Annotated in this window: 10 protein-coding genes; 3 read left to right on the forward strand and 7 right to left on the reverse strand. The window is 48.9% G+C overall.

Annotated elements, in window-relative coordinates:
* Positions 1-104: 104 nt before the first annotated feature.
* The 6 genes from cheB to ACN4EK_RS22675 form a co-directional block, all read right to left on the reverse strand.
* Complete coding sequence (gene cheB, locus ACN4EK_RS22650) at positions 105-1,301, reverse strand: chemotaxis-specific protein-glutamate methyltransferase CheB (RefSeq protein ID WP_431660574.1); 1,197 nt, start codon at positions 1,299-1,301, stop codon at positions 105-107.
* Between the two features lie 18 nt (positions 1,302-1,319).
* Positions 1,320-2,339, reverse strand: a complete 1,020-nt coding sequence (locus tag ACN4EK_RS22655; protein ID WP_431660575.1) for a pentapeptide repeat-containing protein — start codon at positions 2,337-2,339, stop codon at positions 1,320-1,322.
* A gap of 40 nt (positions 2,340-2,379) precedes the next feature.
* Positions 2,380-4,809 carry a hybrid sensor histidine kinase/response regulator gene (locus ACN4EK_RS22660; protein WP_431660576.1) on the reverse strand — a complete coding sequence of 810 codons (2,430 nt, stop codon included), beginning with the start codon at positions 4,807-4,809 and terminating at the stop codon, positions 2,380-2,382.
* 37 nt (positions 4,810-4,846) lie between these two features.
* Positions 4,847-6,307, reverse strand: a complete 1,461-nt coding sequence (locus tag ACN4EK_RS22665; protein ID WP_431660577.1) for a methyl-accepting chemotaxis protein — start codon at positions 6,305-6,307, stop codon at positions 4,847-4,849.
* A gap of 295 nt (positions 6,308-6,602) precedes the next feature.
* A complete protein-coding gene (locus ACN4EK_RS22670; protein WP_431660578.1) occupies positions 6,603-7,619 on the reverse strand; it encodes a chemotaxis protein CheW in 1,017 nt (338 codons plus the stop codon).
* 147 nt (positions 7,620-7,766) lie between these two features.
* Entirely contained in the window at positions 7,767-9,356 is a 1,590-nt protein-coding gene (locus ACN4EK_RS22675) for a CheR family methyltransferase (protein ID WP_431660579.1), read from the reverse strand.
* An 810-nt stretch (positions 9,357-10,166) separates the two neighbouring features.
* Here ACN4EK_RS22675 and ACN4EK_RS22680 point away from each other — a divergent pair.
* Positions 10,167-10,778, forward strand: coding sequence for a hypothetical protein (locus ACN4EK_RS22680; RefSeq protein WP_431660580.1), 612 nt, complete (start codon positions 10,167-10,169; stop codon positions 10,776-10,778).
* Between the two features lie 349 nt (positions 10,779-11,127).
* On the opposite strand, the gene ACN4EK_RS22685 is transcribed toward ACN4EK_RS22680, so the two are convergent.
* Positions 11,128-11,478 (reverse strand): DUF4870 domain-containing protein, encoded by a 351-nt coding sequence (locus tag ACN4EK_RS22685; protein WP_431660581.1) that lies wholly within the window; start codon positions 11,476-11,478, stop codon positions 11,128-11,130.
* 194 nt (positions 11,479-11,672) lie between these two features.
* Here ACN4EK_RS22685 and prfC point away from each other — a divergent pair, with 194 nt between their 5' ends.
* Together prfC and ACN4EK_RS22695 are read left to right on the forward strand one after the other, a co-directional pair.
* Complete coding sequence (gene prfC, locus ACN4EK_RS22690) at positions 11,673-13,301, forward strand: peptide chain release factor 3 (RefSeq protein ID WP_431660582.1); 1,629 nt, start codon at positions 11,673-11,675, stop codon at positions 13,299-13,301.
* Positions 13,302-13,380: 79 nt separating this feature from the next.
* Positions 13,381-15,846 (forward strand): zinc metalloprotease HtpX, encoded by a 2,466-nt coding sequence (locus ACN4EK_RS22695; protein ID WP_431660583.1) that lies wholly within the window; start codon positions 13,381-13,383, stop codon positions 15,844-15,846.
* Positions 15,847-15,850: the final 4 nt, after the last annotated feature.

The following is a 15,850-nucleotide window of genomic DNA, read 5'->3' on the forward strand; positions in this document are numbered from 1 at the left end:
TTAATCGGCATCTAGTTTTTTTACCGTCTGTCAAATGCCATAAAAAATTCTCCCTCTTTTGGAAGAACCTCAGATTTTTATTCATTCAGGCTAATCAAATGCCGTTATGCCGGTTGTAGTCTTTTCAACAACCAGGGAGCAATGTCAGTAGCAGGTAAGATATGTTGAGCCGCCCCTAGGGCGATCGCTTCTCGCGGCATGCCAAACACAATACAACTGGCTTCATCCTGGGCAATCGTAACTCCACCCATTTGGGCGATCGCTTGCATTCCCGCTGCCCCATCCCGTCCCATGCCCGTGAGCAATACCGCGATCGTGGCTCGACGGTAGTAGGTCGCCACCGATTTAAACAAAACGGTGACCGAGGGGCGATGACCATCAACCGGTAGAGTATCGACCAGGGTAAATCGACCTTGATGATTAACTTCTAGATGGACTCGTTCTGGGGCAAAGTACACTGTGCCCGGTAGGGGTAAGATTCCCGGCTGCGCGATCGTCACCGATAATGCACAACCGGAGTTGAGCCAGTCCACTAAGCCCTGGAGAAATCCTTCACTAATATGTTGGACACAGAGAATGGGTAAGGGGAAGTTGGCTGGCAAGCGGGACAGGAGGTTATATAACACCTGGGGCCCGCCGGTAGAAGCGCCAATTGCCAAGATGCGGGGAAGCCGGATATCACCGATCGGCACAGGCGCGGCTGATGCCAGGGTTGGAAAATGGGCTGGCTGATGGTTTGCCCGATCGGGGTAACTTGTTGCAGGGGCAGGTTTGGCGGACGATCGCGATCGATGTTGGGTGAAGACAGAAACTCCTGCCAACACTCGAATTCGGGTAATCAGATCCTGTTTCATCTGCTCATATTCTGACGGCAGACCGGCTAGTGGTTTTGGAAACAAATCTAATGCCCCTGCCTCCAGTAATTGAAAGGCAGTTTGCGTGTCTTCGGTTTGAACTGACGTGCTGATCACTAGAATGGGACGAGGATAGCGTGCCATGACTTCCTGTGTGAGTTCAAGCCCATTCATTTTAGGCATGTGCAGATCGGTGCAAATGACCTGAGGATTCACTTGAGGAATCAGTTCCAGGGCTTCGATGCCATTCCGAGCAGTTCCCACCACTTCTACCTCCGGCGAACTGGCGAAAATACGCTTGAGGATGGTTAAAGCCACGGGAGAGTCTTCAACCAACAGCACACGAATGGGGTAACTTACCATGCCAACACCTATGGTTTCGTCGTGGCGATCGACGAAGAAAAACAGAGTATTTTGAGGATAGCGTGGATTGTTTTCACGACCCAAAATCTTTCCTACAAAGATTTAATTGCGAGCGAACTGAACCGATGAAGTGACTGGCTTTAACTCAGTGGGAAACTTTGTCTCTGCGTCATACGCGGCATCGATTAAGCTGGCTCCAGCTAAGTTGGCTCCTTGCAGTTTTGCTCCCGCTAAATTGGCGCGTTCCAAGTTGCTCCGTTCCAATTTAGCTGCCCATAAATAAGCATTTTTCAAGCAAGCTCCAATTAACTTGGCATGATAGAGTTTAGCACCATTGAGATTGGCTCCTTGCAGGTTTGCTTCCGTTAAGTCTGCCTGTTCTAAAAAGCTTTTGCTCAGGTCAGCTCCGGTCAGGTCGGCTCGAATCAACGAGGCTTGACTGAGGTTGGCAGCATGTAAATTCGCCTGGATGAGTAAGGCGACTCTCAGGTAGGAATCACTTAAATTGGCTACCGCTAGGTTTGCTTGAGTAAAGTTAACTCCACTCAGTTTGGCTTCACTTAAATCGGCTCCATCCAGATCCATTCCACTCAGATCAACCCCATTGAGAAAGGCGCGGTTTAATTTAGTTCCCAACAATTTTGCCCCAGACAAATTGGCTCCACTGAGCCTGGCTCCGGTTAAATTAGTCCAACTGAGGTTGGTATCAGTCAGATTTGCCGATCGTAAGTTAATGTCACTTAAATTGGCTCCACATAGATTGACGCGGCTGAGATTTGCCTGTCGCAAATTTACCCCTTTCAGAGTCGCACCACTAATCTTAGCCTCGGTTAGATCAGCGTTGACTAAAAAACAGCCCGATAGATTTGCTTTAGTTAGATCAACATTGTTTAAGCTTGTATTTCCTAATTTGGCATAGCTGAGGTCGGCACTGTAGAGAAAGGCATGGTTAAGATTGGCATTCGTCAGGTTGGCTCGACTTAAATTAGCAGAACCCAGGGAGGCTTCGGTCAGATTAATATCCGCTAGATTAGCTCCACTTAAATTAGCTCCAACTAGATTCACCCCAGAAAAATCTCGCTCTCCAGCTTGATAACGCTTAATTAATTCATTGACATCCATAGCACATCCTTATTTGTAAATTGAAATTTCCTCTTCCCGCTTAAATCAAACGTCGTAAGGTTTCAAGCAGCACCTCCTGATTGAAACTACTTTTCGTGATATAGGCATTGGCACCAACTTCTGCACCTCGGCGTTTATCATCTTCGCTCGCCAGTGTTGTCACTAAAATAATCGGTAGCTCGTTATATTCCCGATGTTGGCGAATCTGGGCGGTTAATTCTAAACCACTTAAATTGGGCATTTGCACATCTGAAATGACGGCATTAAACGATCGTGATTGCAGTTTATTCAAGCCATCTAAGCCATCCACGGCAGTCACCACCTCATATCCCGCCGATTCCAAAATGCGTTTTTCCTGAGTACGGGTGGCGATCGAATCTTCCACCAACAAAACCGCCAGTTTGCGAGTGGATTCAACGGCTTGGAACGAAGCTCTAGTCGGATGTCCCTGGTACAGGCGACGCATAGACTTAAACAAATCGATCGGGTTCAAGACCATGCAAACCCGTCCCGTCCCCAAAATGGTTGCTCCAGAAATATTTCGTACCCGCTTGAGTAATTGGCTCTGCGGTTTCAAGACTACATCCTGTTCATCCACTAACGCATCCACAAATACCCCTAATCGAGTATTGGCATTCTCTTGCACCGACTGGCTGCCAACTTTCAGTCCCGCCTTGAGAATTAAGCAGGCAAATGTAGTTGGTGAATTGCCGAGTTTGGGCAGAGGTGGAGGAGGTAACTCCAAAATCTCAGCGAGATGAACCACTGAAACCGGTTGATCATCATGCAGAATGGTATCCCGACCTTCGATCGTGAAAATGCTATCTGTTTGAACCAGGCAAGCCGTTTCGACCGCCTCCACGGGAATAGCGTAGGATTCCCCGCCAACCGACACAATTAGGACATGAGCCGTCGCCAGCGTCATACTCAGTTGCAAACGAATCGTACACCCCTGACCGGGCAGTGATTCCACCTGAATCGCCCCCTTTAAGCGATCGACATGGGTTTGCACCACATCCAGACCCACGCCCCGCCCTGAGACTTCCGTTACTAACGTGCGGGTAGAAAATCCGGGGGCAAAAATTAACGTCTGGATTTGGCTGGTAGACATTGTCGCTAAATCTTCTTCGCTGCAAATTCCCCGTTTAAGGGCGGTTTGTTTAATTTTCTCCAGGTCTAATCCCCGTCCATCATCACTCACCTCAATCACAACATGGGTAGGAGTTTGATAGCCACGTAGCTGAATTGTGGCAGTGCTCGGTTTACCCTGGCGTTGCCGTTCCTGGGGCGGTTCAATCCCGTGATCAACCGCATTCCGGAGGATATGCATCAGCGGATCGCGCATCTCCTCCAAAATTCGTTTGTCCGCTTTCGTTTCTCCACCGGCAATGACTAATTCAATTTGTTTTTCTTCCTGTCGTGCCAAATCCCGGACTAACCGAGGAAACAAATTAAATAGGGTCGCCAGAGGCAATAGCCGTAATGTACGAATTTCCTCTTCCAGGTTGGTGCTGATCTGCTCTAACCGCGCGGTATCATCCGCCAGCGATCGCCGTAATTGATGAATTAAGGTACTAAATTGTTCTAAATGAGTTTCATTATATTGATGTCGGAGTAAATCCCGACTGCGTTCTTCCCACAAATTCGCGATCGCTTCTACTTCTCCGAGCCGATGAGCAATCCGAATCTTATTGACGGTCAGTTCCCCAGCTTGAGTCATCAACTCATCCAAACTGCGAGTGGGAACTCGAATCGTTTCAATATGGTAATCCGTTGTCGTTGTCGTTGAAGTTGTCGTTGGAGTTTTTGATGGTGCAATAGACTCCACAGAGGGTTGAGCGATAAAAGTGAGTGTCGTTGCTGGAGTATCCATTTGCCTCAGCGTGACGAGATCCTCCGGAGCAGACTCAACGATCGCCGCCACCGACTGACCATTCGTAGCCACAGCAATCGGTTCTAACCCTACTTCTGATCCGACTCCGGTAACTTCCGCCATCACCTCCGGCTGTCTCCCGATCGCCGCGATCGTTGCCTCCCCCCCATCTTCCCTACCTCCCCCATCTTCAGACGATACCGGCTCAACCGAACTCCCACCTGCCCCCATCAACTCTGCCAGCACATAAAAGGCATTTACGCCTGCTGATTCTCCAGTAACCGCTTCGTCAATCAGTTTACGAATCGCGACCAAACCATGACTGAGGCGATCGCCCAACTGGGCAGAAAACGTCTCCTCTCCCCGTTTAATCCTGCCTAAAATATGCTCCATTTGGTGAGCTAATGTCCCTAAGTCCTTTAACCCCAGCATATTGGCATCCCCTTTGAGGGAATGGGTTTCCCGCATCAATGCTTCTAGCGTAGCTTGATCAGCAGGATACTTTTCCAAATGGAGCAAGCCTTGATCCAGGTTTTGCCAATGCTCTTCACTAGCGACTTTGAAAATTTCACGCAGTTCTTCATCATCAATTCTCATTGCTCCTATCCTCTTGCCATGCATTTAAGCCCATGTGTTATACACTCGCCTTTAGATTAGCGGCGGTTTCATTCAACTGTTGCGTCCCAATTCGGACTTGACCCATTCCATTAGCGGTTTCTCGCGCCGCGATATTGAGTGCATTCATCGCATCAACCACCTGTTGAATAGCGATCGCTTGTTGTTTCACATTCAGAGAAATCTGTTGGCTATTCAGAACGACATTATTGACTGCGTCCGTTACGCCAGAGAAGGATTCCGCCGTTTGTTGGGCGATTTTCACTCCTTCTTCCACCGTCTTTGTGCCCTCATCTGTTACCATCACCGTGGAATTAATGGCGGTTTGGATATCCGCAACCAGGAGGTTAATTTTCTCCGCCGATTTTTTGCTTTGGTCGGCTAATTTGCGGATTTCACTGGCAACCACAGAAAAGCCTTTACCATGTTCTCCGGCTCGTACCGCTTCGACTGCCGCATTCAGTGCCAGCATATTGGTCTGATTGGCTAAATCACTGACTAAGCCCGAAATACTGCCAATCTGGCTGGTCTGTTCACTTAAGCGCAAAATTTGTGCCGCGATCGCCCCAACTTTGTTCTTTAACGTTGCCATACCATCAATCGATCGCGCCACTGCATTATTGCCCACATCCGCTAAGGTGAGTGCCTGACGGGCTCCGGTTGCCGCCGCTTCTGCTTGTTCAGCCGATTGCCGGGATGATGCCCCCAGTTCATCCATCGTCGTTGTGGTTTGATTCACGGAGACAGCCTGTTGATTGGCTGTACGTTCCTGTTGTTCTACACTGACCGCGATTTCATTGGTGGAACTGGAAATGGCGGTGGCAGACTGGTTAATTTGCTGCACAATCTTACGAATAATCCAGGTACCTAAACCGATCGCAATCCCGATCGATAATCCAGTAGTTGTCAAAATGGTGACTAATAGGTTTTCTAATGCCTGCTGTCCAGCGATTTCTGCGGTATGAACAATCTCAGTTTCTCGGTTAACCATGTCATCCAGAACTCTGGATATAGCGATCATGCGTTCACGTTCATTAATGCTTTTCCAGTACTCTCTTGCCTGGGCTGGTTTACCTTGATCAACCAGAGCGAATAGTTCCTGATCTAGCGTTTGGATATCTTGGAGCAATGGCAAAAATTGCTGTAAATTTCGCTTTTGTTGCGGATCTCGAATGATGTTATCCAGCTTTTGTATGGTTTCTCCGAGACGCAATTTTGTCTCTCTGTAGGTTTCTGCCGAACCCAGTGCTTTCTGAAGCAAGTATCCACGCATTGATCTGGAACGGATCTGCACATCTGTTTTTAGATCATTGATCTTTTGGTTCACCTTGCTAGAGTGTTGTAACTCAACTGATTTCTCTTTGACGATCTGGACAGAAGAGAATACAACAACAGAGGATAGAGCCGTCAGCGCGATCGGAATGCAATAGCCTAAGATAATCCAATACCGTAGTTTCCAAGCTTGAGTTCGACTAGACATAATGTTATCTTCTCCCCTTGTTAACAGACCTGGTACTAGTAGTGAGGTCTAATCTCATAAATTAGTGAACATAAAGTAAATCAGCTTCTATGTTGTCGGTATGGGCTACCCACTGGTTCGCCTCAATTCAGCGATCGTTGGCGAATTTGGAAACGATGCCTACTACCACGATCACGATAAATACCGAACTGAATCCTGGCTGGACAACACGACTGAGCTTAAAATTTGTCTTCATAGAACTCTACACTCATGGTTCTCAACGGTCTGATTTTTATCCAGATCGGCACATTTGCCGTTAAGCCTCTTCATCAACAATTAAATTTCCCTTAGATAAAATTTTGGATAAATCCAGGATACTCATGATGTTTTCTTGGAATGGCACAATTCCCTGGAGATATTCATCGTGAGTAGCTGAGACGGCGGCTGGCACAGGTTTAATTGTGGTCGGGTGGACATACACCACATCCAAAACTTCATCTACAGTGATGCCAACCACCACATGATCTAAATGAACCACGATCGCCTTGGGTCTAATGCCAATTTGATTGGTGGGTAAATTCAATACCTGACTAATATCAACTAGCGTCAAAATTTCGCCTCTGAGATTGATATTGCCGACAATGTGAGGTGGGCAGCAGGGAATCGGCGTGATCTTCTGGACATCCGTAAACTCGTGGACAACCTCCAGACCCAAACTAAAATATTCACCTTGCAATCCCACGACCGCCAGGGGCAACAAATCCGTCGCATCTTCTGTAGTCGATTGAGTAATCAGGTTCTCTGCCCGTTGTTGAAAGATCAGTTGTTCCTGGGCGGTTGCATCGGGGGCAAATCCCTGCATAGGATCAACCTGGTACGCTTCAGAGATGACAGTTTGATCGGAGTAGCGCACCAGTTGCTCTGTGTCCAACACGGTAATAATATCGTTACCAACATTGAGTACCTGTTGAATAAATCGCTGGGTTAAGGGGGCAGTTTTCCGTCCGTAGGTCAGATCTAAGTTGGCTTCTGTGATATCCAGCATTTGCACTTCGTTGATCTGATTCACAATCATGCCCAGGTGGAAATCTTGGTACTTGATCACAATCACGCTATCGCTGAGATGGTAGGGTTGGGGCGCATATCCCAGGCGGCGATTGAAGTCCATAACCGGTAAGATTTCACCGCGCAAATTTAATACGCCAACCACGTCAGCCGGAGCTTCAGCGATCGCTTTCAGAGCAGGAAGGAAAAACACTTCTTGCACAGCCAACGCGGCAATGCCGTAGCGCGAATGGTTGGACTGAAAAATTAAATAGGGTTGGGGCGACATACGTTCACCCACTGAAGTGGATTGCTAAAGGGTCTCTATTTGCAGTTTTCCCTACCCATTCCCAGGCGCTCTAAAAGCGACAAAAATTCATAGGATGTAGCAAAAGTTCCAATAAAACCAGTCAGGCGATCCGGCTCCAATGAGAGTTTATTGGTTAATTAACCGTTCAACATGCTGACGGACTTCGCTCACTGTCAGGGTCTGATTGCGATTAATGAAGGCATTGGTATCAAGTCGCTGAATCACATCTAACACGGAAGCCCATACTTTGCGTGCCCGATCGGAATTCCTTTCTCGCTCATACAAACTGCCTAATTCTAAATAAGCATCAACTGCACCTGGGTCAAGATAAATAATCCGTTTGAGCATGAATTTTGCCCCTTCCAGATCTCCCTTTTCCTCCGCAATTTGAGCCATTAAGTAGTAGGGATCGATCGCTAATGGATTAATTTGAATCGCTTGACGACAGACCTGTTCTGCCTGACAATATGCCCCTAAATTGGCATAGGCTTGAGCCGTTAAACAATGAGCCTGGAAATGATTGGGTTCGACGACCATCACCTGCTCTGCCATCTTTAAAGCGGCTAAATAGGCTTTATTGGCAAATAGCTGTTCTGCCTGCGCGAAAATAGTGGCTAAATTGGTTGGGGTGGTTTCAGTCACACTGGTCAGGCGATCGCATCCATGGGTTAACGGAGCGGGATGGCAAGGGGCGGCGTGATCGATGCGTGGCTGTTCGAGTAACAGAACCGGCGAGGAGGGAACAGGGGCAATCAGATTGAGTGGGTCAGGTTGGCTAATGGTGGGTTGGGGGATAGCTGGTTGAGCTTTTTGATAGGCAACGGACTGGGGAAATACCCGTACCTGGAATTGATCAATATCCTGATCGTATAGTTCTGTGTGTCCGGTGACTAAATAACCCTGGGGTAATAGAGTGTTATAGAATTTTTTTAGCACTGTCGCGATCGCGTGAGGATCGAAGTAAATAAACACATTGCGACAGACAATCAAATCTATATTATGGAGACTTTGAGTAATATTAGGAATTGAATCCTGGACTAAATTACCGTATTGAAAACTGACAATCTCTCGAAGTTTAGGCATAATTTCCCAACCATCCCGATGTTCCCGAAAATACTGGTTACGGATGGATGGATCGGGATCGCGAAATGACCAGTGGCTATAAAATCCCCGTTGAGCCGCCGCGATCGCAGTCTGGTTAATATCGGTTCCCAATACTAATAAATGCCAATCCTGCCAATTAGGAATTAATTCTTGTAGCAGAATGGCGATCGAATAAGCTTCCTCCCCAGTAGAACATCCAGCACTCCACACACGTAAAGCAGGTTTTTCTGAAATTGGCGTTGCTGAACTGCTCTTGAATGGCTGATGAATTAATTGTTGTTTAGTCCGAATAATTTCTGGCAATATCTGTTCTTTTAACAGCAAAAACTGCCCCTTATCGCGAAAAAAGTAACTTTCAGTCGTGGTCAATAAACACAATAACTCACGCCACTCTTGCTCACTGGAGATCGCTTGAGGTTGAGCCATGCGATCGTCCGAAAATGCTACTGATGCCTGGAGGCGTTGGTAATACTCTTCAAATGACGTGACCCCAATCATTCGCATCCGAGTGCGGAGCTTCCGTTGGAGTAATTCCTGATCGCGTTCACGAATTTGCAGACCCGTGACACTGACAATCAGGGCAATAATTTTGGGAATAACGAAGCTGTCCATAGCTCAAGCCGATTGGCAAAGGCGGTCATTGGGGGAAGGATACAGTGTGATCGGAGGAGGACAATGGTTGAATGTCACTGAAATAACAATCCGAACCGCCCCCCAACCCCCAATTCTGGGGGAGCCGAACCTCAAAGTCCCCCAAAGTTGGGGGCTTAAAGCCCTACGGGCATACCAGAAAAGGGGGCGATCAGAGTTAAGCGTGTCCTTAAGTCAGTGCCATTCGACAATGGTTCTCTAAATCCTCACCGTTCCTATTGCACTGTCCACTGTAGACTAACCTCAGGTTCCCATGATTCACAAACTGTTGCATCTGCAATCCTAGCAGGTCGATCGCTGGTAACCCGTTGCTAGTCTGGATGGGAACACGGAGAGAATAATAAAAAATAATATAAGTTTAATTATTTAGATATACTCAATCCCGTTAGTCGGAATGAGGGACTAAATTTAGTTAACGTCATCTGGAATACACGTTAGTTTGGATATAAAAATTGAACTAGCTTTAGATAGGTTTGCTAAACAACAGGAATCTTGATCTTTTAATTAAGTCTTTGGTGGCATGGGCAGAATTGCACAAAATTTGCACGATCGGCTTGGTTTAATCGTGATTAGGTCCAAAAGCGCCTGAACTCTGATCTGTAGGATTAGGGTTCAGGTTTCCCGATCTCATTTTTTCTTTTATCATAAAATAATTGGGGCTGGGGATGATGTTGAGTTCCCCTTCCGTTGGTCGTGAGTACCAACCGGGACATTTCTGGTCAAAATAGAGGTTGCTACTCACACGGCTTGATTTTCAGGAGTCCCTGGCGTATGCAACCATCAGCCTCTAAAAAGTATCCCTTGCAGTCATTGACCCTACTGCTGATCTCATACACCGTGTTTGGCTGGTATCTATCGAGTCCCAGTGCCCCCCGACTCAGCCAACTTGGATGGGTCTGTCCGTTGTTAGAACGCATAATTGCTCTGCGAGAGCCAATAACTGATTTACATCACTACACTTGCCTCGCCGTGATCGAACTCGCGGTGCAACGGAATCTATTGGGCATCATCATGACCGTTGGCTGGATTTTTCTATTGTCTGTTCTGTTTATGTCGCCGCTCACCAGCTTTACCCGGTTCATTACCCACTGGTTTCGATCGGACACTGTGGCGTTCTTAACCATTTGCATGATGGCAAGTCTGGCGGCTGTGATGCTGTTCTGGCTGCACGTATTTATTCAAATTCTGTTGATTATGGCGGCTGAATCCCTGGCAAGGCTGGATATTCAAACGTTAGGGTTAGATGAATGGCAGGCATTTTGGCTATTGTCAACGGCTTCTTTAATTGGCTTGGCGATCGGCTGGATGGTGTACTGGGTATTTAACCATGAAGGTTACTATGCGGCGATCGCCCTATGGCATTGGATCGCAGTAGTTGGTTAAACACTGCCACGTAATAAAAAAGCAGCCGTTGGCTGCCTGTGCTAGTGCATGAGGTTTGTCTTCATTTCAGCTTAAGGGCTAGAGTCAGCGATCGCGGGCCGGTTTCAGTTTCGGATACGCTCCTCTCCGCTACCATCCTTCGATTCCAAGGACAATCAAGAAATCGTCACAGGGTAGATGCCTCTAGCTGTTAATCTTCGGCACACTATTAATCAAGCGTTTAACTGTACCTCAATGCCCTGTAGCACCCCAACTACGGGGCACTTTTGTATTTAAAATAGCGGCAGACAGAATTCAGGGGAATTGAGTCGGCGACCCTCTGAATTCTGTCTGTAAGCAACTAGGTAGATTACAACAGCCGGAAGATAAACGGGTAGCGGTACGGATCGTTGGGCTTTGACAGGGTGTGCAGAATCGCGAACACGGGCAGCACTACGTTGATCACTTGCAGAATCGCTAACAGTGGAAACCCAATCAGCACGATCGTCAGTACCCCAAAGATAATGCCGTAAAGCCAGACGTTAAAGTGAAAGTTGAGCGCTTCCTTGGCATTTGCCTTCACAACCGGATCTTCGGATACGAACAGAATGGCAATGGGAATCCCAACGGATACTCCGAGCAGGCTAATGAAGATGGAACCATGACACAGTGCTGATAAGAGCTTGCGCTTGTCGAGATCATAGGAACCAGAGTCATACATGAAGCATTCTCCTTTGCTGGATTAGCCATTTTTGCCTTCATTATGACGCTATCATATTGACTTCCGAACCCTCATGACTTAAAGGAAGAAATAACCGTACTACAAAAGGGGAGGTTTCCAGGGCAGGTAGTAGATTAGCTTAGTATAGATAAGGAGTTTTCCCGATCTGTTCGTGTCCTTTACCGCTATCCCGTATGTCCAGTGATCTGTTGACTGAACTGCAACTTGAAGTCGATCGTCGTCGCAATTTCGCGATTATTTCGCACCCCGACGCGGGGAAAACGACATTGACCGAAAAACTGCTGCTGTACGGAGGCGCGATCCATGAGGCGGGGGCTGTGAAAGCCCGACGGGCACAACGTCATGCCACCTCGGACTGGATGGAAATGGAACAACAACGGGGAATTTCCATCACCTCCACGGTATTGCAGTTTGAATATCAACAGTGTCAGATCAACTTGCTGGATACACCGGGACACCAGGATTTTAGTGAGGACACCTACCGCACCCTTGCCGCCGCCGATAATGCGGTGATGTTGATTGATGCAGCAAAAGGCTTGGAACCCCAGACGCGCAAATTGTTTGAAGTCTGCCGGATGCGGGGACTGCCAATTTTTACCTTTGTCAACAAACTCGATCGCCCCGGACGGGAACCCCTGGAACTGCTGGATGAAATTGAGCAGGAGTTGGGACTCCACACCTATGCGGTGAATTGGCCGATCGGCATGGGTGATCGGTTTAAAGGGGTCTTCGATCGGCGATCGCGGCAAATCCACTTATTTGAACGCAGTGAACACGGACAGCGGGAAGCCAGAGATACGGTAATTGATCTGGGGGATCCCCGGATTGAAGAATTACTGGAACAAGACCTGTACTACCAGTTCAAGGATGACCTGGAGTTGCTGGAGGAATTGGGATCTGAGTTAGACCTCGATCTGGTGCATCACGGCAAAATGACCCCTGTATTCTTCGGCAGTGCCATGACCAACTTTGGGGTAGAACTGTTCCTCAATGCCTTTTTGGACTACGCCCTGAAGCCGGGAGTGCATGACAGTACCCAGGGGGTAATTGAGCCAAGCTATCCTGAGTTTTCTGGCTTCGTGTTCAAGCTCCAAGCCAACATGGATCCAAAACACCGCGATCGCGTGGCGTTTGTGCGGGTTTGCTCCGGGAAATTTGAGAAAGATATGGTGGTCAACCATGCTCGGACAGGGAAAACAGTGCGCCTATCTCGTCCGCAAAAACTCTTTGCCCAGGATCGAGAAGTAATTGATGCCGCCTATCCGGGGGATGTGATTGGTTTGAACAATCCAGGTATGTTTGCGATCGGGGATACGATCTATGTCGGGCAAAAATTGGAGTACGAAGGCATTCCTTGCTTCTCACCGGAACTCTTCGCCTACTTGAAGAATCCTAACCCGTCCAAATTCAAACCCTTCCGTAAAGGGGTGTCTGAGTTACAGGAAGAGGGGGCAGTACAGATTATGTATTCCGCTGATGAAGGCAAACGCGACCCGATTCTGGCGGCGGTTGGACAACTGCAATTTGAAGTAGTGCAATTCCGGCTGCAAAATGAATATGGGGTAGAAACGAACCTGGAACTCTTGCCCTATAACGTGGCTCGCTGGGTAGTCGGCGGTTGGGACGCTTTAGAAAAAGTTGGACGCTTGTTTAATACCGTAACGGTGAAGGATAGCTGGAATCGTCCAGTGTTATTATTCCGCAATGAGTGGAACCTGCATCAGGTACAGGCAGACCACCCTGGGTTACAACTGAACACGATCGCCCCCGTAGTTTCAGGGAGAGAACCTACGGCATCCTAAAGTATCTTGGAAAGGTTTCTAGGGTGTCAAACGATCGTCAGGTTGACACCTATCGTTCTCATAATCAGGAGAATTGCATATGCCGCCTTTTCCTGAGTCGTCGTCACCGGAAATGGACGCTGACCGAACTGCCACCCTGGAGGCGGGGTTGGCTGCTTATAAGCAAGGAGATTATGCGACTGCCATCCGGTTGCTGGAAGCTGGATTAGCGACTACGGCAGAGCATCCCCTCACAATACAGGCACAGATGGGATTGGTGGTTGCCTACACCCGTAGTGGTCGGCTCACCGAGGCAACCGCATTGTGTCAGTCGCTGCAAACCAGCCCCAACCCCAAATTGCGGGAATGGGTCGCCACAACATTAGCTAAGCTCCGTAAACGACAGACCAATGCCCCATCGGATTTATCGGATGTGACGATCGCGAGCTATCATCCACGCCCCGATGTGCCGACGGTCAATGCTGACCAAACGGGATTTGTGCCGTTCGATCCAGAGGCAACCCCGCCCCCTCCTGCCGCCGAAGTGAGTGCCGACTTAACCGGATTCGTACCGTTAGCATCGCCGCCGCCAGTTACTCCTGAAGTACCAGAAACTCCGGAGACTATGGCTGAAACACCGTTGCCACCGATCGATCTGCCAGTGACGCAATCGCCGCGATCGGCGGGCTTCTCTCAGTCTGCTGCGGTTCGCCAGCCCCTGGTTGAACCAGAGCCGACCCCGGACGCGATCGACGCTCCCCCCTCGTTCTATCAACCCGTTTGGCGGCAGGCGGGGCGAGCAAAGTTAGCGAAATCGCTGGGCAAGATCAAAATCTGGCGGTTAGTGCTGATCCAGGTGATCACGGCGATCGGCATATTTTTGGCATTGCAACAGTCGATTTATTGGGTGACTACGGGTTGGGCAATTACCTTAACTAAACTGCCGTATCTCTACTTCCAGCGAGAAATGTCGGAGCCACCGGTCTGGTCGATCGTCATTTTCCTGGGGATACTATTGATTGCCTCTCGTTGGCTATTAGATGCTTTATTAACGGCTCTGTATGGCTTGAGACTGCTATCGCTCAGTCAACTGGGCTCCTATAGTCCAGAGACATCGGCATCGTTGTTCCGCTTCTGCCGCAAACGCAATTTACCCCTACCTGCCCTAGGCATTCTACCGGCTCAGGAACCGATCATCTTTAGCTATGGTTGTCTGCCCTGGGTGACGCGGATTGTGGTCAGTCAGGGACTACTGGAACACTTGAGCGATGATGAGATTGCGACGCTCTATGCCGGGGAGGTTGGGCATCTAGCCCACTGGACAGTGCCCTTAATGTCGTTAATCACGACCTTGATGCAATTGCCCTATACACTCTATCGGGTACTGGCGGAGTCCGGCGATCGCAGTCAAACTCCGATCATTCGTAGCCTCGCGGGATTGGGAGCAGGCATCTCTTACGGCGTGTACTGGTGTCTTCGCTGGTTCGGGCTATGGTTGTCCCGACGGCGGGTGTACTACAGCGATCGCGTAGCTGCCGAACTGACCGGGAATCCCAATGGCTATGTCCGGGCACTCCTGAAACTGGCGATCGCAACCAGTAAAACCATTCAGCACCAGCAGCAGACTAGCTATTTACTGGAAGGGTTTGAGTTAGCGTCTCCCTTGAGTTACCAGATGGCATTGCCGTTAGGTAGTTTGTACCCCTATGTGCGGCTAGAGTCGGTGATGCAGTGGGATCGCCTCAATCCCTTTGCTAGCTGGCTATCGATCAGTCAATCCCATCCCCCGACCGGCGATCGCTTGTATCTCCTCACACTCTATGCCCGTCATTGGGGGTTAGATCCCGAACTGGATTGGGGCAAAGATTCACTGACTCCCGTCAAACAATCTACGGTCTTGTCCGGTCAACAGTGGCGCACATTATGGTTGCAAGGAGCGCCATTCTTTGGAGCCTTCTTTGGGGCAGGAATTGCAGCGCTCTTGTGGATTGTGGGCTGGATTGGCGATCGTCTCAGTATCAGTGAGATTTCCTGGCTCTATAGTGATCAAGCAACGCTGGTCGGTTTAACCCTGATCGGCTTTGGTTTAGGAACTTTTATTCGAGTCAACCCCTTGTTTCCGGAACTGCCCCCGCCCTCTCTGCGCTCCTCCACTCAGCCTCCTTCCCTGGTGAGTTTGCTGACCCAACCTCAGAGCCTACCGATTGCTCAGTCACCGATTCGGCTCGAAGGCAAATTGTTAGGGCGGCAGACCCGCTTGAACAATGGTGCCAATCAGGACCTACTGCTACAAACCGCGACGGGATTAGTCAAGTTACACGGCACTCCCGTTTGGGGGCCGGCTGGGAACCTATTAGCTCAACCGATTCGTCCCACTGACCTGATTCCTCAAGATGTGGTGGTCACAGGATGGTTTCGGCGGGGAGCAACCCCCTGGATTGATGTGGATATGCTCCGAACGGTGGGAGGACGGGTTCACCGGAGCTATCACCCGATCTGGTCGTCCATCTTGGGGGGACTGACCTGCTTCCTGGGCATCTATTTAATTTTGCGAGGTGGTCACTGATAAG

The organism is Pantanalinema rosaneae CENA516 (genome assembly GCF_050753385.1).
Taxonomy (GTDB): Bacteria; Cyanobacteriota; Cyanobacteriia; order Leptolyngbyales; family Leptolyngbyaceae; genus Pantanalinema; species Pantanalinema rosaneae.

Bases quoted from the DNA above. Each gene is read 5' to 3' on its own strand.
- ACN4EK_RS22655 (WP_431660575.1), bottom strand. From the start codon at position 2,339: ATGGATGTCAATGAATTAATTAAGCGTTATCAAGCTGGAGAGCGAGAT.
- ACN4EK_RS22660 (WP_431660576.1), bottom strand. From the start codon at position 4,809: ATGAGAATTGATGATGAAGAACTGCGTGAAATTTTCAAAGTCGCTAGT.
- ACN4EK_RS22665 (WP_431660577.1), bottom strand. From the start codon at position 6,307: ATGTCTAGTCGAACTCAAGCTTGGAAACTACGGTATTGGATTATCTTA.
- ACN4EK_RS22670 (WP_431660578.1), bottom strand. From the start codon at position 7,619: ATGTCGCCCCAACCCTATTTAATTTTTCAGTCCAACCATTCGCGCTAC.
- ACN4EK_RS22675 (WP_431660579.1), bottom strand. From the start codon at position 9,356: ATGGACAGCTTCGTTATTCCCAAAATTATTGCCCTGATTGTCAGTGTC.
- ACN4EK_RS22680 (WP_431660580.1), top strand. From the start codon at position 10,167: ATGCAACCATCAGCCTCTAAAAAGTATCCCTTGCAGTCATTGACCCTA.
- ACN4EK_RS22685 (WP_431660581.1), bottom strand. From the start codon at position 11,478: ATGTATGACTCTGGTTCCTATGATCTCGACAAGCGCAAGCTCTTATCA.
- prfC (WP_431660582.1), top strand. From the start codon at position 11,673: ATGTCCAGTGATCTGTTGACTGAACTGCAACTTGAAGTCGATCGTCGT.
- ACN4EK_RS22695 (WP_431660583.1), top strand. From the start codon at position 13,381: ATGCCGCCTTTTCCTGAGTCGTCGTCACCGGAAATGGACGCTGACCGA.